Source organism: Burkholderia sp. Bp8994, from assembly GCF_003853805.1.
Taxonomy (GTDB): Bacteria; Pseudomonadota; Gammaproteobacteria; order Burkholderiales; family Burkholderiaceae; genus Burkholderia.
Window position 1 is genome coordinate 19,679 of record NZ_QTQH01000035.1, and the last position, 23,547, is coordinate 43,225.

Here is a 23,547-nt window from a genome sequence, read left to right on the forward strand (position 1 = left end):
ACTCCTTAACGCTTGTGACGGCGCTGGACGATCATCGTCGTCGTGCGCTTGTTGCTGCGGGTGCGGTAACCCTTAGCCGGCGTACCCCACGGGCTCACCGGGTCGCGACCTGCAGCCGTCTTGCCCTCACCACCACCGTGCGGGTGATCAACCGGGTTCATCGCAACGCCACGCACCGTCGGGCGGATACCGCGCCAGCGGTTCGCGCCAGCCTTGCCGATCTGGCGCAGGCTATGCTCTTCGTTACCGACTTCACCGATCGTTGCACGGCACTCGATGTGCACGCGGCGGATTTCGCCCGAACGCAGACGAACCTGCGCGTAGACGCCTTCACGTGCCAGCAGCATGGCCGACGTGCCAGCCGAACGCGCCATTTGCGCGCCCTTGCCCGGCAGCATCTCGATGCAGTGGATCGTCGTACCGACCGGAATGTTGCGGATCGGCAGCGTGTTGCCTGCACGGATCGGCGCTTCCGAACCCGACATCAGCTGTTGGCCGACGGTCAGGCCCTTCGGGGCGATGATGTAGCGACGCTCGCCGTCTGCGTAGAGCACCAGCGCGATGTTCGCGCTACGGTTCGGGTCGTACTCGAGACGCTCGACCTTTGCCGGAATGCCATCCTTCGTGCGACGGAAGTCGACGATACGATAGTGCTGCTTGTGACCACCACCCTTGTGACGCGTGGTGATACGGCCGTTGTTGTTACGGCCGGCGGTCGAGCTCTGCGAGTCGAGCAGTGCCGCGAACGGCTTGCCCTGGTGCAGGTTCTTGTTGACCACCTTGACCATCGCGCGGCGACCCGGCGATGTCGGCTTAACTTTCACGATTGCCATGATTACTTGGCCTCCGCTTCAAAGTTGATTTCCTGGCCGGGCTTCAGGCAAACGTACGCCTTCTTCACGTCCTTGCGGCGGCCCATCGAACGGCCGAAGCGCTTTTGCTTGCCCTTCTGAACCAGCACGTTGACCGAATCAACTTCAACCTTGAACAGCAGCTCGACAGCCGCCTTCACTTCCTGCTTCGTGGCATCCGGTGCGACTTCGAACACGACTTGCTCGTTCTTGTCGGCAACCAGCGTCGCCTTTTCCGAGATCACCGGTGCGAGCAGGACCTGCATCAAACGATGATCGTTCTTGCGAATCTCGCTCATGACAGCAACTCCTCGATCTGGGCGACCGCAGCCTTCGTGACCAGCACTTTCTTGAAGTAGATCAGCGACAGCGGGTCAGCGTAGCGCGGCTCGACAATCGCCACGTGCGGCAGGTTGCGCGAAGCCAGGTACAGGTTCTCGTCGACCGTGTCCGTGATGATCAGAACGGAGTCGAGACCCATGGTCTTGAATTTGTCAGCCAGCAGCTTGGTCTTCGGCGCTTCGAGGATGATGTCCTCGACGACCGACAGACGGCCTTCGCGGGCCAGCTGCGAGAAGATCGAGCAGAGACCTGCGCGATGCATCTTCTTGTTGACCTTGTGCGAGAAGTTTTCTTCCGGCGAGTTCGGGAAGATGCGACCACCGCCACGCCACAACGGGCTCGACGACATACCGGCACGAGCGCGGCCCGTACCCTTCTGACGCCACGGCTTCTTGGTGGTGTGCTTGACTTGCTCGCGGTCCTTCTGTGCGCGGTTACCCTGGCGAGCATTCGCCTGGTACGCGACGACGACCTGGTGGATCAGCGCTTCGTTGTAGTCACGACCGAACACGACGTCCGACGCGTTGACCACTGCACCTTCCTGACCATTTTCGTTCAGGAGCTTGAGTTCCATTATTTCGCCCCCTTGGTCTTGACGGCCGGCGTCACGAAAACCTTGCCGCCCTTCGCGCCCGGAATCGCGCCCTTGACGAGCAGCAGCTTGCGCTCTGCGTCGATACGAGCGATTTCGAGGTTCTGCACCGTCACCGTAACGTCACCGAGGTGACCCGTCATGCGCTTACCCGGGAAAACGCGACCCGGATCCTGCGCCATACCGATCGAGCCCGGCACGTTGTGCGAGCGCGAGTTACCGTGGGTAGCACGGCCGGAGGAGAAGTTATAACGCTTGATCGTACCGGCGTAGCCCTTACCGATCGACACGCCTTGCACGTCGACCTTCTGGCCTACTTCGAAAAGATCAGCACCGACCACGGCGCCATTCGACAGCTCAGCTGCCTTGGCCGCGTCAATGCGGAATTCCTTGAGGATTTCACCGGCTTCGACACCGGCTTTGGCGAGATGACCTGCCAGCGGCTTCGTCACGCGCGATGCGCGGCGGGAGCCGAATGCAACCTGCACGGCCGTGTAGCCGTCGGTTTCAACAGTCTTGATCTGCGTCACGCGGTTGTCCGACACGTCCAGCACGGTGACGGGAATCGAATCCCCTTCAGCCGTGAAGATACGGGTCATGCCAACCTTGCGACCTACGAGTCCAAGGCTCATCATTTTCTCCATTCCCGACTGCGATTGGTCGGGGCTGATTTACAAAATGCCGGGCACGCAAGGCCCAACTTTTTTACGCGAATACGCGAAAAGCCAAGCAGTATAGCCCGACTTCTCGATTTCCGCAAGCAATACAAAGACTTAGCACCGCCCGGCACGCCGGGAGGCGCCGAAAGCCTTACTGCAGCTTGATTTCCACGTCGACGCCAGCCGGCAGGTCGAGCTTCATCAGCGCGTCAACCGTCTTGTCGGTCGGATCGACGATGTCCATCAGGCGCTGGTGGGTACGGATTTCGAGCTGATCGCGCGACGTCTTGTTGACGTGCGGCGAACGCAGGATGTCAAAACGCTGAATGCGCGTCGGCAGCGGCACCGGGCCACGGACGATTGCGCCAGTCCGCTTCGCGGTATCGACGATCTCGGCAGCCGATTGATCGATCAGACGATAGTCGAAAGCCTTCAGGCGAATGCGGATTTTCTGTTGCTGCATGACGATTCCTTGAAAAGAGCGAGGCGATGTTGCATCGCCGGACACTAAAAGAACGCGAAACCTGTTGCCTGCGGGGAGCGAGGCGCCCGGTCCCGAACGGTACTTCCACTGCTAAGCCCGCGATTCTACACGAAAAATCGAAGCGGTGGTGTGCGTTTGTCAATATGGCAACGCGCACGCCACAAAGAAAAACCGGGTGCCAGATCGAACTGGACACCCGGTTTCGACGGTACGACTGCCTACCGTGGAATCGCGGACCCCGGAGGGATCCGCGGATCGTCGATATTACTCGATGATCTTGGCGACGACGCCGGCGCCGACGGTACGGCCGCCTTCGCGGATTGCGAAGCGCAGACCTTCTTCCATCGCGATCGGAGCGATCAGCTTCACCGTGATCGACACGTTGTCGCCCGGCATCACCATTTCCTTGTCCTTCGGCAGCTCGATCGAGCCCGTCACGTCCGTCGTACGGAAGTAGAACTGCGGACGGTAGTTGTTGAAGAACGGCGTGTGGCGGCCGCCTTCGTCCTTGCTCAGCACGTACACTTCAGCCGTGAAGTGCGTGTGCGGCGTGATCGAACCCGGCTTCGCCAGAACCTGGCCACGCTCCACGTCTTCACGCTTCGTGCCGCGCAGCAGGATACCGACGTTGTCGCCTGCCTGACCTTGGTCCAGCAGCTTGCGGAACATTTCAACGCCCGTGCAGGTCGTCTTCACCGTCGGCTTGATACCGACGATTTCGATTTCTTCGCCGACCTTCACGATGCCGCGCTCGACACGACCCGTCACCACCGTACCACGGCCCGAGATCGAGAACACGTCTTCCACCGGCATCAGGAACGCGCCGTCAACTGCACGCTCCGGCGTCGGGATGTACGTGTCCAGCGCGTCGGCCAGGCTCATGATCGCCACTTCGCCCAGCTCGCCCGTGTCGCCTTCCAGCGCCAGCTTGGCCGAACCCTTCACGATCGGCGTGTCGTCGCCCGGGAAGTCGTACTTCGACAGGAGTTCGCGAACTTCCATCTCGACCAGCTCGAGCAGTTCAGCGTCGTCCACCATGTCGCACTTGTTCAGGAACACGATGATGTACGGAACGCCAACCTGACGTGCCAGCAGGATGTGCTCACGCGTCTGCGGCATCGGGCCGTCTGCTGCCGAGCAAACCAGGATCGCGCCGTCCATCTGTGCCGCGCCCGTGATCATGTTCTTCACATAGTCAGCGTGGCCCGGGCAGTCGACGTGTGCGTAGTGGCGGTTAGCCGTTTCGTACTCGACGTGTGCCGTGTTGATCGTGATACCGCGCGCCTTTTCTTCCGGTGCCGCGTCGATCTGGTCGTAAGCCTTCGCTTCGCCGCCGAACTTCTTCGTCAGCACCGTCGTGATCGCTGCCGTCAGCGTCGTCTTGCCGTGGTCAACGTGACCAATCGTACCAACGTTGACGTGCGGCTTGGTCCGCTCAAACTTTTCTTTTGCCATGATTCTCTTCTTTCAAAAAATATCGGTTGGTAGCTGCAGATTTACTTCGACTTCGCGCTGATGATCGCTTCAGCAACGTTGCGCGGAGCTTCAGCGTAGTGCTTGAACTCCATCGTGTACGTTGCACGACCTTGCGTCAGCGAACGCAGCGACGTCGAGTAACCGAACATTTCCGACAGCGGCACTTCGGCGCGAACGATCTTGCCGCCGCCAACCATGTCTTCCATGCCCTGGACGATGCCGCGACGGCCCGACAGGTCGCCCATCACGTTGCCCATGTAGTCTTCCGGCGTCTCGACTTCGACAGCCATCATCGGCTCGAGGACGACCGGGTTCGCCTTGCGCATCGCTTCCTTGAACGCCATCGAACCGGCCATGCGGAACGCGTTTTCGTTCGAGTCAACGTCGTGGTACGAACCGAACGTCAGGTGAACCTTCACGTCGACGACCGGGAAGCCAGCCAGCACGCCCGACTTCAGCGTGTCCTGGATACCCTTGTCGACCGCCGGGATGTATTCACGCGGAATCACACCACCCTTGATCTCGTCGAAGAACTCGTAGCCCTTGCCTTGTTCGTTCGGCTCGAGCGTGATGACCGCGTGACCGTACTGGCCGCGACCACCCGACTGCTTGACGAACTTGCCGTCGACATCCTTCGCCGTCGAACGGATCGTTTCGCGGTATGCAACCTGCGGCTTGCCGACGGTCGCTTCCACGCCGAATTCACGCTTCATCCGGTCGACCAGAATTTCGAGGTGGAGCTCGCCCATGCCCGAAATGATGGTCTGGCCCGACTCTTCGTCGGTCTGCACGCGGAACGACGGATCTTCCTGCGCCAGACGGTTCAGCGCGAGGCCCATCTTTTCCTGGTCAGCCTTGGTCTTCGGCTCGACAGCCTGCGAAATCACCGGCTCCGGGAACACCATGCGTTCGAGAACGATCGGGTTCGCCGGGTCGCACAGCGTGTCGCCCGTGGTCGCTTCCTTCAGGCCGACCGCAGCAGCGATGTCGCCCGCACGGACTTCCTTGATTTCTTCACGCTGGTTCGCGTGCATCTGCAGAATCCGGCCGAGGCGTTCCTTCTTGCCCTTGGTCGAGTTCAGCAGCGTGTCGCCCGAATTGACGACGCCCGAGTACACACGGAAGAAGATCAGCTGGCCGACGAACGGGTCGGTCATGATCTTGAACGCGAGCGACGAGAACTTCTCTTCGTCCGACGCCTTGCGCTCTGCTTCTTCACCGTTTTCGAGCTCGCCCTTGACCGGCGGGATGTCGACCGGCGACGGCAGGAAGTCGATCACGGCGTCGAGCATACGCTGCACGCCCTTGTTCTTGAACGCGGTACCGCACAGCATCGGCTGGATTTCGCACGCGATCGTACGGTCGCGCAGCGCCTTGACGATGTCGGCTTCCGGCAGATCGCCTTCTTCCAGGTACTTGTTCATCAGGTCTTCGCTGGCTTCAGCAGCCACTTCGACCATCTTTTCGCGCCATTCCTTGCAGGTCTCGGCGAGCTCGGCCGGGATGTCGACGTAGTCGAACTTCGTGCCTTGCGACGCTTCGTCCCAAATGATCGCCTTCATCTTGATCAGGTCGACCACGCCCTTGAAGTTTTCTTCCGAGCCGATCGGCACCACGACCGGAACCGGGTTCGCCTTCAGGCGCAGACGGAGCTGGTCGTAGACCTTGAAGAAGTTCGCGCCGGTACGGTCCATCTTGTTGACGAACGCGAGACGGGGCACCTTGTACTTGTTAGCCTGGCGCCACACCGTTTCCGACTGCGGCTGCACGCCGCCCACTGCGCAGTACACCATGCACGCGCCGTCGAGCACGCGCATCGAACGCTCCACTTCGATCGTGAAGTCGACGTGGCCCGGCGTGTCGATGATGTTGATGCGGTGTTCCGGATAGTTGCCGCCCATGCCCTTCCAGAAGGCCGTGGTAGCAGCGGACGTGATCGTGATGCCACGCTCTTGTTCCTGCTCCATCCAGTCCATCGTTGCTGCGCCGTCGTGGACTTCACCGATCTTGTGGTTCACACCGGTGTAAAACAGAATGCGCTCGGTCGTCGTCGTTTTGCCGGCGTCGATGTGAGCGCTAATACCGATATTGCGGTAGCGCTCGATAGGAGTCTTGCGAGCCACTTTGATCCTCTACTGGGATGACATGATGCAGCCCAGCTGCATCATGCTTCAACACAAACGGGCGAGGCGCCTGAAAAGCGCACCCGCCCGGAATTTATTTCCGCAAACAGCCCAGCCAGGCGCTTAGAAACGGAAATGCGAGAACGCGCGGTTGGCTTCTGCCATGCGGTGAACTTCATCGCGCTTCTTCATCGCGCCGCCACGGCCTTCGGCCGCTTCGGAGAGTTCACCAGCCAGGCGCAGAGCCATCGACTTCTCGCTGCGCTTCTTCGCAGCCTCACGCAGCCAGCGCATCGCCAATGCCATACGACGCGACGGGCGCACTTCGACCGGAACTTGATAGTTGGCACCACCAACGCGGCGGCTCTTCACTTCGACCACCGGCTTCACGTTGTTGAGCGCAACCGTGAACACTTCCAGCGGGTCCTTGCCACCCTTGGTCTGGATTTGTTCGAATGCGCCATAAACGATGCGCTCTGCAACCGACTTCTTGCCGGACAGCATCAGCATGTTCATGAACTTGGCAACATCAACGTTGCCGAACTTCGGATCCGGCAACACTTCCCGCTTGGGGACTTCGCGACGACGCGGCATGATTCTTCCTTTACTTGTTCAGTTGGAGCTGGTTCCAGCTCCGCGGCCACCAACAAACCCGATCACATCTTCACGACTAACCAGCTTGGCCGGGTGACCACTTACTCGACAGCACCGGCAATCCGGCACTCCCGCCTTGACCGCCCTGCGGCGATCCCTGATCAAAAACTGCTTACTTGGCAGCCTTTGCACGCTTCGCGCCGTACTTCGAGCGCGCTTGCTTACGGTCCTTGACGCCCTGGGTATCCAGCGAGCCGCGAACCATGTGGTAACGCACACCCGGCAAGTCCTTCACACGGCCGCCGCGGATCAGCACAACCGAGTGTTCCTGCAGGTTGTGGCCTTCACCGCCGATGTACGAAATCACTTCGAAGCCGTTCGTCAGACGAACCTTGGCGACCTTACGGAGTGCCGAGTTCGGCTTCTTCGGCGTCGTCGTGTACACACGGGTGCACACGCCGCGACGCTGGGGGCAGTCCTGCAGGGCCGGGCTCTTGCTCTTCGTCGTTTCCGACTGACGGCCTTTGCGAACCAGTTGGTTGATGGTTGGCATTGTTTATTCCTGAAATTGAACAAAATCTGCACATCGATTTCGGGCAAAGCGAGAATCGACGCACAGTTGACTTCCGAACCGGCGAATCGGGTGCGAGCTTTCGAACGCGACACGGCCCACCGAATACCGGAACCCAGCATGATATTCCGGAAATGCCAACTAAGTCAACGGCTTGCGTGATTTGCCAGCCGCGCGGGCGGTTTACCGGAAGGGTCGGAACACCTGTGTCACGCCGATTCGACGACGTCGATGATCTCGTCGCCGAAGCGCTCGAGCTTGCGCACGCCCATGCCGGGGATATGGCGCAGGTCGTCGATCGTCTCTGGCGCGTTGCGCGCGATTTCGGCCAGCGTCGCATCGTGGAAGATCACGTAGGCCGGCACGCCGTCGGACTTCGCGGTTTCCGCGCGCCACGCGCGCAGCGCGTCCCAGCGTGCGCGCTCGCGCGTGCCCATGCCGGCCGTCGGGTCGACGCGCGTGCCGCTGCGGCTCGACGACTGGCGCGTGCGCTGCGGCTTCACGTAGCGGCGCAGCGTGACCTTCTCCTCGTTCTTCAGCACCGGCTTCGCGGCCTCGGTCAGCATCAGCGCGCCGAAGCCGCCATGGTCGACCGCGAGATAGCCGTACGCGACGAGTTGCCGGAAAATCGCGCGCCACTCGGGTTCGGACAGCGATGCGCCGATCCCGAACGTGCTGAGCTGATCGTGGCCGCGCTGCAACACTTTCTCCGTGCGGCCGCCGCGCAGGATCTCGATCAGATGGCTCGAGCCGAAATTGAAGCCGCTCGCGCGCTGCGCGCGGAATACGCATGACAGCGCCATCTGCGCCTCGCGCGTCGCGTCCCATGAATCGGGCGGTTCGAGGCACGTGTCGCAGTTGCCGCACGGCTGGCTCGCCTCGCCGAAGTAGTTCAGGAGCCGCACGCGCCGGCACGAGATCGTCTCGCACAACCCGAGCAACGCGTCGAGCTTCGACGTCTGCACGCGCTTGTGCGCGTCGTCCGCATCGGACTCGTCGATCATCTTGCGCTGCTGGACGACGTCACCGAGCCCGTACGCCATCCACGCGTTCGCCGGCATCCCGTCGCGGCCCGCACGGCCGGTTTCCTGGTAGTAGCCCTCGACGCTCTTCGGCAAATCGAGGTGCGCGACAAAGCGCACATCCGGCTTGTCGATGCCCATGCCGAACGCGATCGTCGCGCACATCACGATGCCTTCCTCGCGCTGGAACATTTCCTGGTGCTTCTGCCGTACCTCGAACTCCATCCCCGCGTGATACGGCAGCGCGCGCACACCCTGAGCCTTCAGCCATTCGGCCGTTTCCTCGACCTTGCGGCGCGACAGGCAGTAGACGACGCCCGCGTCGGTCGTGCCGTCCGCGTTCGTGTGTTCCGCGCGGATGAAGTCGAGCAGCTGCGAACGCGCGTTGTCCTTCTCGACGATACGGTAACGGATGTTCGGACGATCGAAGCTCGACACGAACACACGCGCGTCGTCGAGCGCGAGGCGATGGATGATCTCGTCGCGCGTGATCGCGTCGGCAGTGGCGGTCAGCGCGATGCGCGGCACCGACGGGAAGCGTTCGTGCAGCACCGACAGCTGGATGTATTCGGGACGGAAGTCATGCCCCCACTGCGACACGCAGTGCGCCTCGTCGATCGCGAACAGGCCGATCTTCGCGCGCTCGAGCAGGTCGAGGAAGCGACCCGTCATCAGCCGCTCGGGCGCGACGTACAGCAGGTCGATCTCGCCCTCGCGCAGCGCGCGCTCGGTCGCCGCGGCCTCGGCGCCCGACAGTGTCGAGTTCAGGTAGGCCGCGCGCACGCCGACTTCGCTCAGCGCGGCGACCTGGTCCTGCATCAGCGCGATCAGCGGCGACACCACGATGCCCGCGCCCTGCCCGGCCTCGCGGCGCAGCAGCGCCGGGATCTGGTAGCACAGCGACTTGCCGCCGCCCGTCGGCATCAGCACGAGGCAATCACCGCCGCCGGCGACGTGTTCGACGATCTCGCCCTGCTGGCCGCGAAAGGCGGAATAACCAAAAACTTCGTCGAGGATTTCGAGGGCGCGGGACATGAGTGAGAACGAGGACGGCGGAAGGATGACCGCAATTTTAACAACCCGCTCGCGCAGCGCGCGGCGAATCGTGCAACGTTGGCCGATCGGACAGGGTTCGAGCGCGCGCATGACGGGCCTGCGCGACCGTGCGGCAAGCCCGTCATGCACGTGAACGACGGATAAAAAAAACCGCCCGGCGGACCGGGCGGTTTCGATGACAGCGAATACGGCAGCGTGAGGCGGCTCGCGCCGCCCGCGCTTATTCGGCTGCCGGGTGTTGCGGCTCTTCCGCCGGCGCGCTCGGCGTACCGAAGTCGAATGCCTCTTCCGCTGCGATCTGGTCGAAACGCTCGCGGTCGGACATCTCCTTCGCCTTGCGTGCCTTGTGGAACGCGAGACCCGTACCGGCCGGGATCAGACGGCCGACGATCACGTTTTCCTTCAGGCCGCGCAGATCGTCGCGCTTGCCCATGATCGCCGCTTCGGTCAGCACGCGGGTCGTTTCCTGGAACGATGCCGCGGAGATGAACGAGTCGGTCGACAGCGACGCCTTCGTGATACCGAGGAGCACGTTGTCGTACGAAGCCGGGCGCTTGCCCTCGGCGATCATGCGATCGTTCTCGTCCAGCATGTCGGAACGCTCGACCTGTTCGCCCGGGATGAAGCGCGTATCACCGTTGTCGGTGATCTGCACACGACGCAGCATCTGGCGAACGATCACCTCGATGTGCTTGTCGTTGATCTTCACGCCCTGCAGACGATACACGTCCTGCACTTCGTCGACGATGTAGCGCGACAGCGCCTCGATACCCTGCAGACGCAGGATGTCGTGCGGATCGGCCGGGCCGTCCACGATCATTTCGCCCTTGTTGACGACCTGAGCATCGTGGACCAGGACCTGCTTTTCCTTCGCGATCAGGAACTCGTGCTGATTGCCTTCGAGGTCCGTGATGACGAGACGCTGCTTGCCCTTCGTGTCCTTGCCGAACGACGTCGTACCGGTGACTTCCGCGAGAATGCCGGCGTCCTTCGGCGAACGCGCTTCGAACAGTTCCGCCACCCGCGGCAGACCGCCGGTAATGTCACGCGTCTTCTGCGCTTCGGTCGGGATACGTGCAAGCACTTCACCCACCTGCACTTGCTGGCCGTCCTTCACGGTGATCAGTGCGCCGACCTGGAAGCCGATCTGCACTGCGTGCTCCGTGCCCGGGATCTTCACTTCGTCGCCGTTCGCGTCGAGCAGTTTCACCTGCGGACGCACGCTCTTCGAAGCTTGCGAACCACGACGCTTCACGTCGATCACGACCAGCGTCGACAGGCCGGTCACGTCGTCGATCTGCTTCGCGACGGTCACGCCTTCCTCGACGTTCTCGAACTTCACCGTACCACCGTACTCGGTGATGATCGGACGCGTCATCGGGTCCCACGTCGCCAGCTGCGTGCCGGCCTTGATCGTCGCGCCGTCGAGTTGCAGCAGCGTCGCGCCGTACGGCACTTTGTGACGCTCGCGCTCGCGACCGAAATCGTCGGTGATCAGCGCCTCGCCCGAACGCGAAATGACGATCTGCTCGCCCTTCGCGTTGGTGACGTAACGCATCGTCGCCGTGAAACGCACGATACCGTTGCTCTTCGCTTCGACCGACGACGCCACTGCCGCACGCGATGCCGCACCACCGATGTGGAACGTACGCATCGTCAGCTGCGTGCCCGGCTCACCGATCGACTGTGCCGCGATCACGCCGACTGCTTCGCCGACGTTCACGAGCGAGCCGCGGCCGAGGTCACGGCCGTAGCAGGCCGCGCACAGACCGTAACGCGTTTCGCAGGTCAGCGGCGTGCGCACGCGCACTTCGTCGATGCCGAGGCGTTCGATTTCCTCGACCGCCGTTTCGTCGAGCAGCGTGCCCGATTCGTACAGCGTTTCCTGCGTTTCCGGGTTCACGACGTCCGCGACCGCGACGCGGCCGAGGATACGGTCGCGCAGCGCTTCGACGACTTCACCGCCTTCGACCAGCGCCTTCATCGCGACGCCGTTCGACGTGCCGCAATCGTCCTCGACCACCACCAGATCCTGCGTGACGTCGACGAGACGACGCGTCAGGTAACCCGAGTTCGCGGTCTTCAGTGCCGTATCAGCCAGACCCTTACGTGCGCCGTGGGTCGAGATGAAGTACTGCAACACGTTCAGGCCTTCGCGGAAGTTCGCGGTAATCGGCGTCTCGATAATCGAGCCGTCCGGCTTCGCCATCAGGCCTCGCATACCGGCCAGCTGACGAATCTGCACCGCCGAACCCCGGGCGCCCGAGTCGGCCATCATGTAGATCGAGTTGAACGACTCCTGGCGCGTCTCGTTGCCGTCGCGGTCCGTCACCGGCTCCGTCGACAGCTGCTCCATCATCGCCTTGCCGACCGCTTCCGACGTTGCCGACCAGATGTCGACCACGTTGTTGTAGCGTTCCTGCGCGGTGACGAGACCCGACATGTACTGGCGGTCGTACTCCTTCACCTTCTTCGCAGCGTCGCCGACGATCGTTTCCTTCTGCGGCGGCACGAGCATGTCGTCCACGCAGATCGAAATGCCGGCACGCGTCGCGAGGCGGAAACCCGACTGCATCAGCTGGTCGGCGAACACGACCGTCGCACGCAGACCGCACTTGCGGAATGCGGTGTTGATCAGGCGCGAGATTTCCTTCTTCTTCAGCGGCTTGTTCAGCACCGAGAACGGCAGGCCGTGCGGCAGGATCTCCGACAGGATCGCGCGACCGACGGTCGTCGCGTACAGCGAGATCTTCGGCACGAATTCCGGCGCGCCTTCCGACGTGTCCTCGTTGCGGACCATTTCGGTGATCCGCACGTTGACGCGCGAGGCCAGCTCGACTTCCTTGTTCTCGTACGCGCGGATCACTTCCGACACGCCGGTGAACGACAGGCCTTCGCCCTTGCCGTTGATCGCTTCGCGGGTCGCGTAGTACAGACCCAGCACGATATCCTGCGACGGCACGATCGACGGATCGCCGTTGGCCGGGAACAGCACGTTGTTCGACGCCAGCATCAGCGTACGCGCTTCCATCTGCGCTTCGAGCGACAGCGGCACGTGAACGGCCATCTGGTCACCGTCGAAGTCGGCGTTGAACGCCGCGCAGACGAGCGGGTGCAGCTGAATCGCCTTGCCTTCGATCAGCACCGGCTCGAACGCCTGGATACCGAGACGGTGCAGCGTCGGCGCACGGTTCAGCATCACCGGGTGCTCGCGGATCACCTCTTCGAGGATGTCCCACACCACCGGCGTCTGGTTCTCGACTTCCTTCTTCGCAGCCTTGATGGTCGTCGCGACGCCCATCACTTCCAGCTTGTTGAAGATGAACGGCTTGAACAGCTCGAGCGCCATCAGCTTCGGCAGACCGCACTGGTGCAGCTTCAGCGTCGGGCCGACTACGATGACCGAACGGCCCGAGTAGTCGACGCGCTTGCCCAGCAGGTTCTGACGGAAACGACCGCCCTTGCCCTTGATCATGTCGGCGAGCGACTTCAGCGGACGCTTGTTCGCGCCCGTCATCGCCTTGCCGCGACGACCGTTGTCGAGCAGCGAGTCGACGGCTTCCTGCAGCATCCGCTTTTCGTTGCGGACGATGATTTCAGGTGCCTTCAGCTCGAGCAGACGCTTCAACCGGTTGTTACGGTTGATCACGCGGCGATACAGGTCGTTCAGGTCCGACGTCGCGAAACGGCCGCCGTCCAGCGGCACGAGCGGACGCAGTTCCGGCGGCAGCACCGGCAGCACTTCGAGGATCATCCACTCGGGCTTGATGCCCGAGCGCTGGAATGCCTCGAGGACCTTCAGGCGCTTCGCGTACTTCTTGATCTTCGCTTCCGAGCCGGTGTTCTTCAGCTCGGTGCGCAGCGTCTCGACCTGCTCGTCGATGTTGATCGCACGCAGCAGTTCACGCACGCCTTCCGCGCCCATCTCGGCACGGAATTCGTCGCCGTATTCCTCGACCTTGTTGTAGTAATCCTCTTCGGTCATGATCTGCCGCGCCTTCAGCGGCGTCATGCCCGGTTCGATCACCACGTATGCTTCGAAGTACAGCACGCGTTCGATGTCGCGCAGCGTCATGTCGAGCACCATGCCCAGACGCGACGGCAGCGACTTCAGGAACCAGATGTGCGCGACCGGCGAGGCCAGCTCGATGTGGCCCATCCGTTCGCGACGCACCTTCGCCAGCGTCACTTCGACGCCGCACTTCTCGCAGATCACGCCGCGGTGCTTCAGGCGCTTGTACTTGCCGCACAGGCACTCGTAGTCCTTGATCGGCCCGAAGATCTTCGCGCAGAACAGACCATCGCGTTCCGGCTTGAACGTACGGTAGTTGATGGTCTCCGGCTTCTTCACTTCGCCGAACGACCACGAACGGATCTTGTCCGGCGAGGCCAGACCGATCTTGATCGCGTCGAAAACTTCTTCCTGTTGGACTTGCTTGAATAGATCGAGCAGAGCTTTCATTGCCTTCTCTCCGTAGTCCGATTAATTGCGGTCGAGATCGATGTCGATACCGAGCGAGCGGATTTCCTTCACGAGCACGTTGAAGGATTCCGGCATGCCTGCATCGATCACGTGATCGCCCTTGACGAGGTTCTCGTAAACCTTCGTCCGGCCGGTCACGTCGTCCGACTTCACCGTCAGCATTTCCTGCAGCACGTAGGACGCGCCGTACGCTTCGAGTGCCCACACTTCCATTTCACCGAAACGCTGGCCACCGAACTGCGCCTTACCACCCAGCGGCTGCTGCGTGACGAGCGAGTACGGGCCGGTCGAACGTGCGTGCATCTTGTCGTCGACCAAGTGGTGCAGCTTCAGGTAGTGCATGTAGCCGAGCGTCACGCGACGTTCGAACATTTCACCCGTGCGGCCGTCGTACAGGCGGACCTGGTTCTTCGACGGGTTCATGCCGAGCTGTTCCGCGATGTCGTCCGGGAACGCGAGGTCGAGCATCTTGCCCATTTCTTCCTCGGTCGCACCGTCGAACACCGGCGTTGCAAACGGCACGCCTTCGCGCAGGTTCTTCGCGAGTTCGAGGATCTCGTCGTCGGTGAAGCTTTCCAGGTCTTCCTGGCGGCCCGACTCGTTGTAGATCTTCGTCAGGAACACGCGCAGTTCCTCGATCTTCGCCTGACGCTGCAGCATTTCGCCGATACGCCAGCCGAGGCCCTTCGCGGCCCAGCCGAGGTGCACTTCCAGAACCTGACCCACGTTCATCCGCGACGGAACGCCCAGCGGGTTCAGCACGACGTCTGCCGGACGGCCGTCGGCCATGTACGGCATGTCTTCGATCGGGACGATCTTCGACACGACACCCTTGTTACCGTGACGGCCCGCCATCTTGTCGCCAGGCTGCAGGCGACGCTTGACCGCGAGGTACACCTTGACCATCTTCAGCACGCCCGGCGGCAGTTCGTCGCCTTGCGTGAGCTTCTTGCGCTTCTCTTCGAACGCGAGGTCGAACTGGTGACGCTTCTCTTCGATCGAGTTCTTGATCGCTTCGAGCGATGCCGCTGCTTCGTCGTCCGCGAGGCGGATGTCGAACCAGTGGTAGTGGTCGAGGTCTTCCAGGTAAGCCTGGTCGATCTTCGTGCCCTTCGCGAGCTTCTTCGGACCGCCGTTCGCGACCTTGCCCACCAGCATGCGTGCGAGACGCTGGAACGCGTCGCCTTCCACGATGCGCAGCTGGTCGTTCAGGTCGAGACGGTAGCGCTTCAGTTCGTCGTCGATGATCTGTTGGGCGCGCTTGTCGCGCTGGATGCCTTCACGCGTGAACACCTGGACGTCGATCACGGTGCCGCTCATGCCCGACGGCACGCGCAGCGACGTGTCCTTCACGTCCGAAGCCTTCTCGCCGAAGATCGCGCGCAGCAGCTTCTCTTCCGGCGTCAGCTGGGTCTCGCCCTTCGGCGTGACCTTGCCGACCAGCACGTCGCCGGCTTCGACTTCAGCACCGATGTACACGATGCCCGATTCGTCGAGACGGCCGAGCTGGACTTCCGCCAGGTTCGAGATGTCGCGCGTGATTTCTTCCGGCCCGAGCTTCGTGTCGCGTGCAACGACGTTCAGCTCTTCGATGTGGATCGACGTGTAGCGATCGTCCGCAACGACCTTCTCCGAGATCAGGATCGAGTCTTCGAAGTTGTAGCCGTTCCACGGCATGAACGCGATCAGCATGTTCTGGCCGAGCGCGAGCTCGCCCAGGTCCGTCGAGGCGCCGTCGGCCAGCACGTCGCCGCGCGAGACCTTGTCGCCCATCTTCACGATCGGACGCTGGTTGATGTTCGTGTTCTGGTTCGAACGCGTGTACTTGATCAGGTTGTAGATGTCGACACCGACTTCACCCGCGACCGCTTCGTCGTCGTTCACGCGAATCACGATACGGCCTGCGTCGACGTAGTCGACCACGCCGCCGCGGAACGCCTGGACCGTCGTGCCCGAGTCGACCGCGCAGGTGCGCTCGATGCCCGTACCGACGACCGGCTTTTCCGGACGCAGACACGGCACGGCCTGACGCTGCATGTTCGAACCCATCAGTGCACGGTTCGCATCGTCGTGCTCGAGGAACGGGATCAGCGAAGCTGCAACCGACACGATCTGCGACGGCGCGACGTCCATGTACTGGATACGGTCCGGCGTGACCATCATCGTTTCGCCGGCTTCACGCGACGACACGAGTTCGTCGATCAGCGTGCCGTTTTCGTCGATCGCGGCGTTCGCCTGCGCGATCATGTAGCGGCCTTCCTCGATCGCCGACAGGTAGTCGATCTGGTCGGTCACCTTGCTGTCCACGACCTTGCGGTACGGCGTCTCGAGGAAGCCGTACTCGTTCAGGTGCGCGTACAGTGCGAGCGAGTTGATCAGACCGATGTTCGGACCTTCCGGCGTTTCGATCGGGCACACGCGGCCATAGTGGGTCGGGTGCACGTCACGCACTTCGAAGCCTGCGCGTTCGCGCGTCAGACCGCCCGGGCCCAGTGCGGAAACACGGCGCTTGTGCGTGATTTCCGACAGCGGGTTGGTCTGGTCCATGAACTGCGACAGCTGCGACGAACCGAAGAACTCGCGGATCGCCGACGAAATCGGCTTCGAGTTGATCAGGTCGTGCGGCATCAGGTTTTCGCTTTCGGCCTGGCCGAGGCGTTCCTTGACCGCGCGCTCGACACGCACGAGACCCGCGCGGAACTGGTTTTCCGCCAGTTCGCCGACGCAACGCACGCGACGGTTGCCGAGGTGGTCGATGTCGTCCACTTCGCCCTTGCCGTTGCGCAGCTCGACGAGAATCTTGATCGTCGCGAGGATGTCGTCGTCCTGCAGCGTCATCGGGCCGACGATCTCGTCACGGCCGACGCGGCGGTTGAACTTCATGCGGCCGACCTTCGACAGGTCGTACGCTTCTTCGCTGTAGAACAGACGGTTGAACAGCGCCTCGACCGCTTCTTCGGTCGGCGGCTCGCCCGGACGCATCATGCGGTAGATCGCGATGCGCGCGGCCGTCTTGTCGGTCGTTTCGTCGACACGCAGCGTCGACGAGATGTACGGACCCTGGTCCAGATCGTTCGTGTAGAGCGTCTGGATGTCCTTGATGTCCGCTTCGCGCAGCTTCTCGAGCACGCTTTCCGTGACTTCGTCGTTCGCGCTCGCGATCACTTCGCCGGTGTCGCCGTCGACGACGTTCTTCGCCAGCACGCGGCCGAGCAGATAGTCTTCCGGCACCGAGATGAACTTGGTCTTCGCGGCTTCGAGATCGCGAATGTGCTTCGCGTTGATCCGCTTGTCCTTCTGGACGATGACCTTGCCATCACGATCCGTGATGTCGAAGCGCGCGACTTCACCACGCAGGCGCTCGGGCACGAACTCGAGTTGCGCGCCTTCGCCCATCAGCGTGAAGTTGTCGAACACGAAGAAGTTCGCGAGGATCTGTTCAGGCGTCAGGCCGATGGCCTTCAGCAGGATCGTGACCGGCATCTTGCGGCGACGGTCGACGCGGAAGTACAGGATGTCCTTCGGATCGAATTCGAAGTCGAGCCACGAGCCGCGGTACGGAATGATCCGTGCCGAGAACAGCAGCTTGCCCGAGCTGTGCGTCTTGCCCTTGTCGTGTTCGAAGAACACGCCCGGCGAACGGTGCAGCTGCGAGACGATGACACGCTCGGTGCCGTTGATGACGAACGAGCCCGTCGGCGTCATGAGCGGAATTTCGCCCATGTACACTTCCTGCTCCTTCACTTCCTTGACGACCGGCTTGTTCGGCGATTCCTTGTCGAGGATGACGAGGCGGACCTTCGCGCGCAGCGCGGAGCAGTACGTCAGGCCACGCTGCTGGCATTCCTTGATGTTGAATGCCGGCGCGGACAACGCATAGCTCACGAACTCGAGGCGCGCGAAGCCGTTGTGCGAAACAATGGGAAATACCGATGTGAAGGCGGCCTGCAAACCTTCAGGCTTGCGTTGCGCGCCAGGCACATCGGCTTGCAGAAACGTGCTGAATGATTCAAGCTGGGTGGCCAGCAAGAACGGAACTTGGTGAACGATGGGGCGCTTCGCGAAACTCTTGCGAATGCGCTTCTTCTCGGTGAAGGAATATTGCATACGATCTCCGAATCACGGCGGGTGCTGTCGAGGCGGGATACCTGGACGTTTCAAACCCGAGTGTTCACCGACTGAGACCCGATGGCCGCCCGATGGCTTGAACGAGCCGAGAAGCTTGGTGGTTGGCCGCTACCAACCGCTGGCTGACGGCAGCGGATGCCTGTGTTGCCCGCTACCCGACCAAACTTGCCTTCTGCAGTCGCTTCAGAAGACAAAGAGAAACGCCAATCGATGCATTGACAACGATTCGGCGGTTTTCTTTGGCTTCTGGGGCCGATTATTCGGGCTCCCGAATGAGTGCCAGAATAACGTCCCCACAAAGCACAAAAAGGCCGGCGGTGAAAATACCGCCAGCCTTCGCACAGCGCGTCGAAACTTACTTGACTTCGACCTTCGCGCCAGCTTCTTCCAGCTTCTTCTTGGCTTCTTCAGCAGCAGCCTTGTCGACGCCTTCCTTGACAGCCTTCGGTGCGCCGTCAACGACGTCCTTCGCTTCCTTCAGGCCCAGGCCCGTCAGTTCGCGAACTGCCTTGATGACTGCAACCTTGTTGCTGCCTGCTTCAGCCAGAACGACCGTGAATTCGGTCTTTTCTTCTGCAGCAGCAGCAGCGCCGCCGCCTGCCGGGCCAGCGACTGCCACTGCAGCTGCCGACACGCCAAACTTCTCTTCGAACGCCTTGACCAGTTCGTTCAGTTCCAGAACGGTCATCCCTTCGACTGCTGCCAGGATGTCTTCTTTTGCGATTGCCATTTGAAATACTCCTAAATTGAATTCGGATACAGCCAGCGATCAGTAACGCTGATGCACGTTCGCTTACGCAGCTTCCGCTTGCTTCTTCTCGGCGAGCGCGGCCAGAGCACGCGCGAAGCCCGAAACAGGCGATTGCATAACGAACAGCAGCTTCGAGAGCAGTTCTTCACGGCTCGGGATGCTTGCCAGCGCTTGCACGCCAGCCTTGTCCATCACCTTGCCATCGAACGAACCAGCCTTGATGACCAACTTGTCATTGCTCTTGCTGAAGTCGTTGACGACCTTAGCAGCGGCAATTGCATCTTCCGAGATGCCGTAGATCAGCGGACCAGTCATCTGCTCTGCCAGCGGAGCAAAAGGGGTACCTTCAACAGCGCGACGCGCCAGCGTGTTCTTCAACACGCGCAGGTAAACCTGTTGCTCACGCGCTTTCGCGCGCAGCTTGGTCAGATCGCCAACCGCAATTCCACGATACTCAGCCAGCACAACGGTCTGGGCCTTCGCGACTTGCGCGGAAACCTCAGCGACGACGGCTTGCTTGTCTTCTCTATTAAGCGGCACGGTTAGCCTCCAGAAACGATACGTTCGGCGCGGCCGGCATGGCCGAAACCTCACGTACCTCGTTCAACAACGGCGTCCGACCTCGTTAGGAGTATTTCCACCTCACGCCGTGAATCGCTTCACGACCTGCGGCTTCACCACTGCAAAACTTTTTCGGGTTCGCCATCTGCGTTGGCTTGAATTAAGGGATCGCCTGCCTGCTGCGTCCCACCAACGGTCTTTGATAACCGGTTGCCCGCCCAACTGCACGAACAACCGCCCAAAGCCCATGTAGGCCGCTTCGCGAACGAAGCGGCCCGAATACTTTCTTACGCTGCCAGCGTAGCCTGGTCGACACGCACGCCGACGCCCATCGTGCTCGACAGTGCGATCTTGCGCAGGTAGACGCCCTTGCTCGTTGCCGGCTTGGCCTTCTGCAGCGCTTCGATCAGCGCCGACAGGTTCGAACGCAGTGCAGTCGATTCGAACGATGCACGGCCGATGGTCGCGTGGATGATACCGGCCTTGTCGACACGGAATTGCACCTGACCAGCCTTCGCGTTCTTGACGGCGGTTGCGACGTCCGGCGTGACCGTACCAACCTTCGGGTTCGGCATCAGGCCGCGCGGGCCGAGGATCTGACCGAGCGTACCGACGATACGCATCGTGTCCGGCGAAGCGATCACGATGTCGAAGTCCATCTGGCCAGCCTTGATCTGCTCTGCCAGGTCTTCCATACCGACGATTTCCGCGCCTGCTGCACGAGCCTGCTCGGCCTTCTCGCCTTGCGCGAACACGGCAACGCGAACCGACTTGCCCGTACCTGCCGGCAGAACGACCGAACCACGAACGACCTGGTCCGACTTCTTCGCATCGATGCCGAGCTGGACTGCGACGTCGATCGATTCGTTGAACTTCGCGCTCGCGCATTCCTTCACGAGTGCCAGTGCATCTTCGATCGCGTACAGCTTCTGACGGTCGACCTTGGCGGCAAATGCCTGACGGCGCTTGGAGATCTTAGCCATTTACACGCCCTCCACAGTGATGCCCATCGAGCGTGCGCTACCAGCGATGGTGCGAACGGCTGCGTCCAGATCAGCTGCCGTAAGGTCCGGCATCTTGGTCTTCGCGATTTCTTCGGCTTGAGCGCGCGTGATCGAACCGACCTTGTCGGTGTGCGGCTTGCTCGAGCCCTTGTCCACCTTCGCTGCCTTCTTGATCAGGACGGTTGCCGGCGGCGTCTTCATCACGAACGTGAAGCTCTTGTCAGCGTATGCCGTGATGACCACCGGCACCGGCAGACCCGGCTCCATGCCTTGAGTCTGCGCGTTGAACGCCTTGCAGAACTCCATGATGTTCAGGCCGCGCTGGCCCAGTGCCGGACCGACCGGCGGCGACGGGTTGGCTTTACCTGCAGGAATCTGCAGCTTGATAAAGCCGACAATCTTCTTTGCCATTTGTAAACCTCGTTAGAACGCCAGACGGCGTTCGGTGAGTGATAACGCGCGTTCGCCGCTGGCTACTGACGCTCCTCAACGGCCATAACGCGGACCGTAAGCGCGAAGGTGGGCAGCCGAGGCTGCCCACCGAATCGGGATCAAACTTTTTCGACCTGGCCGAACTCGAGTTCGACTGGAGTGGATCGGCCAAAGATCGTGACCGACACACGCACGCGCGATTTTTCGTAGTTGACTTCTTCGACCGTGCCGTTGAAGTCCGTGAACGGGCCTTCCTTGACACGCACCATCTCGCCAACTTCGAACAGGGTCTTCGGGCGCGGCTTCTCGACGCCTTCCTGCATCTGCGACATGATCTTTTCGACTTCCTTCGGGGAAATCGGAGTCGGGCGGTTACGCGCACCGCCGACGAAACCCGTGACCTTCGCCGTGTTCTTCACGAGGTGCCACGTTTCGTCCGTCATTTCCATTTCCACCAGCACGTAGCCGGGGAAGAAACGACGCTCGGTTACTGCCTTGTGGCCACCTTTGACTTCGACCACTTCTTCGGTCGGAACCAGGATCTGACCGAATTTATCCTGCATGCCAGCACGTTCGATGCGCTCTTGAAGCGCACGCTGCACGCTCTTCTCCATACCGGAGTAGGCGTGCACGACGTACCAACGCTTTCCGCTCGGGGATGCCGGAGTATCGCTCATATCATTTCCAACCCAGAATCGCCGAGAAAATCACCCATTCGATCGATTTGTCACTCAACCAGAGGAAAATCGCCATCACGAGCACGAAACCGAACACGACGAGTGTGGTTTGCGTTGCTTCCTTGCGGGTGGGCCAAACGACCTTGCGGACTTCCTTGTACGAATCCTTGGCAAACGCGATGAGGCTCTTGCCAGGTGCGGACATCAGGCCGACGGCCACGCCGGCGATGATACCTACCGCCAATGCGGCACCGCGGACATACCACTGCTGGTTGGCCAGCCAGAAGAAGCCCACGAATCCGGCCAAGACCAGCAATACGCCCAGGGCCAGCATCAGCTTATCGCCGGAGGTATTTACAGTTTCGACGGATGGATTCGCCATAACACCTTAAAACAAATGCCACGTGGGACACGTGGCGATTTTTGGCAGGGGCAGAGGGAATCGAACCCCCAACCTTCGGTTTTGGAGACCGACGCTCTGCCAGTTGAGCTATACCCCTAAACCATGCTGGGGCTGGCTGTTGCCAGCCCCAAAACTGTCGATCAACGAATAACTGGCTTACTCGATGATCTTGGCGACGACGCCGGCGCCGACGGTACGGCCGCCTTCGCGGATTGCGAAGCGCAGACCTTCTTCCATCGCGATCGGAGCGATCAGCTTCACCGTGATCGACACGTTGTCGCCCGGCATCACCATTTCCTTGTCCTTCGGCAGCTCGATCGAGCCCGTCACGTCCGTCGTACGGAAGTAGAACTGCGGACGGTAGTTGTTGAAGAACGGCGTGTGGCGGCCGCCTTCGTCCTTGCTCAGCACGTACACTTCAGCCGTGAAGTGCGTGTGCGGCGTGATCGAACCCGGCTTCGCCAGAACCTGGCCACGCTCCACGTCTTCACGCTTCGTGCCGCGCAGCAGGATACCGACGTTGTCGCCTGCCTGACCTTGGTCCAGCAGCTTGCGGAACATTTCAACGCCCGTGCAGGTCGTCTTCACCGTCGGCTTGATACCGACGATTTCGATTTCTTCGCCGACCTTCACGATGCCGCGCTCGACACGACCCGTCACCACCGTACCACGGCCCGAGATCGAGAACACGTCTTCCACCGGCATCAGGAACGCGCCGTCAACTGCACGCTCCGGCGTCGGGATGTACGTGTCCAGCGCGTCGGCCAGGCTCATGATCGCCACTTCGCCCAGCTCGCCCGTGTCGCCTTCCAGCGCCAGCTTGGCCGAACCCTTCACGATCGGCGTGTCGTCGCCCGGGAAGTCGTACTTCGACAGGAGTTCGCGAACTTCCATCTCGACCAGCTCGAGCAGTTCAGCGTCGTCCACCATGTCGCACTTGTTCAGGAACACGATGATGTACGGAACGCCAACCTGACGTGCCAGCAGGATGTGCTCACGCGTCTGCGGCATCGGGCCGTCTGCTGCCGAGCAAACCAGGATCGCGCCGTCCATCTGTGCCGCGCCCGTGATCATGTTCTTCACATAGTCAGCGTGGCCCGGGCAGTCGACGTGTGCGTAGTGGCGGTTAGCCGTTTCGTACTCGACGTGTGCCGTGTTGATCGTGATACCGCGCGCCTTTTCTTCCGGTGCCGCGTCGATCTGGTCGTAAGCCTTCGCTTCGCCGCCGAACTTCTTCGTCAGCACCGTCGTGATCGCTGCCGTCAGCGTCGTCTTGCCGTGGTCAACGTGACCAATCGTACCAACGTTGACGTGCGGCTTGGTCCGCTCAAACTTTTC

19 protein-coding genes and 1 tRNA gene are annotated in these 23,547 nt (G+C 61.5%); all 20 read right to left on the reverse strand.

Going from position 1 to position 23,547, the window contains the following annotated elements:
• Positions 1 to 5: 5 nt before the first annotated feature.
• Positions 6 to 833 (reverse strand): 50S ribosomal protein L2, encoded by an 828-nt coding sequence (gene rplB, locus DIE04_RS28615; protein ID WP_006482900.1) that lies wholly within the window; start codon positions 831 to 833, stop codon positions 6 to 8.
• A gap of 2 nt (positions 834 to 835) precedes the next feature.
• Positions 836 to 1,150 (reverse strand): 50S ribosomal protein L23, encoded by a 315-nt coding sequence (rplW, locus tag DIE04_RS28620; protein ID WP_004199275.1) that lies wholly within the window; start codon positions 1,148 to 1,150, stop codon positions 836 to 838.
• Complete coding sequence (gene rplD / locus DIE04_RS28625; RefSeq protein WP_006477192.1) at positions 1,147 to 1,767, reverse strand: 50S ribosomal protein L4; 621 nt, start codon at positions 1,765 to 1,767, stop codon at positions 1,147 to 1,149. The genes rplW and rplD overlap by 4 nt, the downstream gene beginning before the upstream one ends.
• The gene (gene rplC / locus DIE04_RS28630; RefSeq protein WP_006752926.1) at positions 1,767 to 2,417 is read right to left on the reverse strand and encodes a 50S ribosomal protein L3; all 651 of its coding nucleotides are present in this window, start codon (positions 2,415 to 2,417) and stop codon (positions 1,767 to 1,769) included. Before rplC ends, rplD begins: the two co-directional genes overlap by 1 nt.
• A gap of 178 nt (positions 2,418 to 2,595) precedes the next feature.
• The gene (gene rpsJ, locus DIE04_RS28635; protein ID WP_004199280.1) at positions 2,596 to 2,907 is read right to left on the reverse strand and encodes a 30S ribosomal protein S10; all 312 of its coding nucleotides are present in this window, start codon (positions 2,905 to 2,907) and stop codon (positions 2,596 to 2,598) included.
• Between the two features lie 285 nt (positions 2,908 to 3,192).
• A complete protein-coding gene (gene tuf, locus DIE04_RS28640; RefSeq protein WP_006482910.1) occupies positions 3,193 to 4,383 on the reverse strand; it encodes an elongation factor Tu in 1,191 nt (396 codons plus the stop codon).
• Positions 4,384 to 4,424: 41 nt separating this feature from the next.
• Positions 4,425 to 6,527 (reverse strand): elongation factor G, encoded by a 2,103-nt coding sequence (gene fusA / locus DIE04_RS28645; protein WP_044849034.1) that lies wholly within the window; start codon positions 6,525 to 6,527, stop codon positions 4,425 to 4,427.
• A 123-nt stretch (positions 6,528 to 6,650) separates the two neighbouring features.
• Positions 6,651 to 7,121 (reverse strand): 30S ribosomal protein S7, encoded by a 471-nt coding sequence (gene rpsG, locus DIE04_RS28650; RefSeq protein ID WP_006477195.1) that lies wholly within the window; start codon positions 7,119 to 7,121, stop codon positions 6,651 to 6,653.
• A gap of 172 nt (positions 7,122 to 7,293) precedes the next feature.
• Entirely contained in the window at positions 7,294 to 7,674 is a 381-nt protein-coding gene (rpsL, locus tag DIE04_RS28655; RefSeq protein ID WP_006400662.1) for a 30S ribosomal protein S12, read from the reverse strand.
• 227 nt (positions 7,675 to 7,901) lie between these two features.
• Positions 7,902 to 9,749, reverse strand: a complete 1,848-nt coding sequence (recQ, locus tag DIE04_RS28665; protein WP_044849035.1) for a DNA helicase RecQ — start codon at positions 9,747 to 9,749, stop codon at positions 7,902 to 7,904.
• 241 nt (positions 9,750 to 9,990) lie between these two features.
• Positions 9,991 to 14,232: a DNA-directed RNA polymerase subunit beta' gene (gene rpoC / locus DIE04_RS28670; protein ID WP_044849036.1), complete on the reverse strand. Its 4,242-nt coding sequence runs from the start codon at positions 14,230 to 14,232 to the stop codon at positions 9,991 to 9,993.
• A gap of 21 nt (positions 14,233 to 14,253) precedes the next feature.
• The gene (gene rpoB, locus DIE04_RS28675; RefSeq protein ID WP_044849037.1) at positions 14,254 to 18,360 is read right to left on the reverse strand and encodes a DNA-directed RNA polymerase subunit beta; all 4,107 of its coding nucleotides are present in this window, start codon (positions 18,358 to 18,360) and stop codon (positions 14,254 to 14,256) included.
• Positions 18,361 to 18,736: 376 nt separating this feature from the next.
• Complete coding sequence (gene rplL / locus DIE04_RS28680; RefSeq protein ID WP_021161757.1) at positions 18,737 to 19,111, reverse strand: 50S ribosomal protein L7/L12; 375 nt, start codon at positions 19,109 to 19,111, stop codon at positions 18,737 to 18,739.
• Between the two features lie 63 nt (positions 19,112 to 19,174).
• Positions 19,175 to 19,672: a 50S ribosomal protein L10 gene (gene rplJ / locus DIE04_RS28685; protein ID WP_021161756.1), complete on the reverse strand. Its 498-nt coding sequence runs from the start codon at positions 19,670 to 19,672 to the stop codon at positions 19,175 to 19,177.
• A 308-nt stretch (positions 19,673 to 19,980) separates the two neighbouring features.
• Positions 19,981 to 20,676 carry a 50S ribosomal protein L1 gene (gene rplA / locus DIE04_RS28690; RefSeq protein ID WP_044849038.1) on the reverse strand — a complete coding sequence of 232 codons (696 nt, stop codon included), beginning with the start codon at positions 20,674 to 20,676 and terminating at the stop codon, positions 19,981 to 19,983.
• A complete protein-coding gene (rplK, locus tag DIE04_RS28695) occupies positions 20,677 to 21,108 on the reverse strand; it encodes a 50S ribosomal protein L11 (RefSeq protein ID WP_006400671.1) in 432 nt (143 codons plus the stop codon).
• A gap of 140 nt (positions 21,109 to 21,248) precedes the next feature.
• Complete coding sequence (nusG, locus tag DIE04_RS28700) at positions 21,249 to 21,806, reverse strand: transcription termination/antitermination protein NusG (RefSeq protein WP_006400672.1); 558 nt, start codon at positions 21,804 to 21,806, stop codon at positions 21,249 to 21,251.
• A gap of 1 nt (position 21,807) precedes the next feature.
• Positions 21,808 to 22,188, reverse strand: coding sequence for a preprotein translocase subunit SecE (secE, locus tag DIE04_RS28705; RefSeq protein WP_006482892.1), 381 nt, complete (start codon positions 22,186 to 22,188; stop codon positions 21,808 to 21,810).
• 42 nt (positions 22,189 to 22,230) lie between these two features.
• Positions 22,231 to 22,306: transfer RNA gene (locus tag DIE04_RS28710), tRNA-Trp, on the reverse strand.
• A gap of 59 nt (positions 22,307 to 22,365) precedes the next feature.
• Positions 22,366 to 23,547, reverse strand: a 1,182-nt coding sequence (tuf, locus tag DIE04_RS28715) for an elongation factor Tu (RefSeq protein WP_034191706.1), incomplete at its 5' end; no start/stop codon positions are given.

Coding starts and splice junctions, on each gene's coding strand:
- recQ (WP_044849035.1), bottom strand. CDS start 9,749: ATGTCCCGCGCCCTCGAAATCCTCGACGAAGTTTTTGGTTATTCCGCC.
- rpsG (WP_006477195.1), bottom strand. CDS start 7,121: ATGCCGCGTCGTCGCGAAGTCCCCAAGCGGGAAGTGTTGCCGGATCCG.
- rplC (WP_006752926.1), bottom strand. CDS start 2,417: ATGAGCCTTGGACTCGTAGGTCGCAAGGTTGGCATGACCCGTATCTTC.
- nusG (WP_006400672.1), bottom strand. CDS start 21,806: ATGAGCGATACTCCGGCATCCCCGAGCGGAAAGCGTTGGTACGTCGTG.
- rplA (WP_044849038.1), bottom strand. CDS start 20,676: ATGGCTAAGATCTCCAAGCGCCGTCAGGCATTTGCCGCCAAGGTCGAC.
- rpsL (WP_006400662.1), bottom strand. CDS start 7,674: ATGCCAACCATCAACCAACTGGTTCGCAAAGGCCGTCAGTCGGAAACG.
- secE (WP_006482892.1), bottom strand. CDS start 22,188: ATGGCGAATCCATCCGTCGAAACTGTAAATACCTCCGGCGATAAGCTG.
- rplW (WP_004199275.1), bottom strand. CDS start 1,150: ATGAGCGAGATTCGCAAGAACGATCATCGTTTGATGCAGGTCCTGCTC.
- rplL (WP_021161757.1), bottom strand. CDS start 19,111: ATGGCAATCGCAAAAGAAGACATCCTGGCAGCAGTCGAAGGGATGACC.
- rpoC (WP_044849036.1), bottom strand. CDS start 14,232: ATGAAAGCTCTGCTCGATCTATTCAAGCAAGTCCAACAGGAAGAAGTT.
- rpoB (WP_044849037.1), bottom strand. CDS start 18,360: ATGCAATATTCCTTCACCGAGAAGAAGCGCATTCGCAAGAGTTTCGCG.
- rplD (WP_006477192.1), bottom strand. CDS start 1,767: ATGGAACTCAAGCTCCTGAACGAAAATGGTCAGGAAGGTGCAGTGGTC.
- rplB (WP_006482900.1), bottom strand. CDS start 833: ATGGCAATCGTGAAAGTTAAGCCGACATCGCCGGGTCGCCGCGCGATG.
- tuf (WP_006482910.1), bottom strand. CDS start 4,383: ATGGCAAAAGAAAAGTTTGAGCGGACCAAGCCGCACGTCAACGTTGGT.
- rplK (WP_006400671.1), bottom strand. CDS start 21,108: ATGGCAAAGAAGATTGTCGGCTTTATCAAGCTGCAGATTCCTGCAGGT.
- rpsJ (WP_004199280.1), bottom strand. CDS start 2,907: ATGCAGCAACAGAAAATCCGCATTCGCCTGAAGGCTTTCGACTATCGT.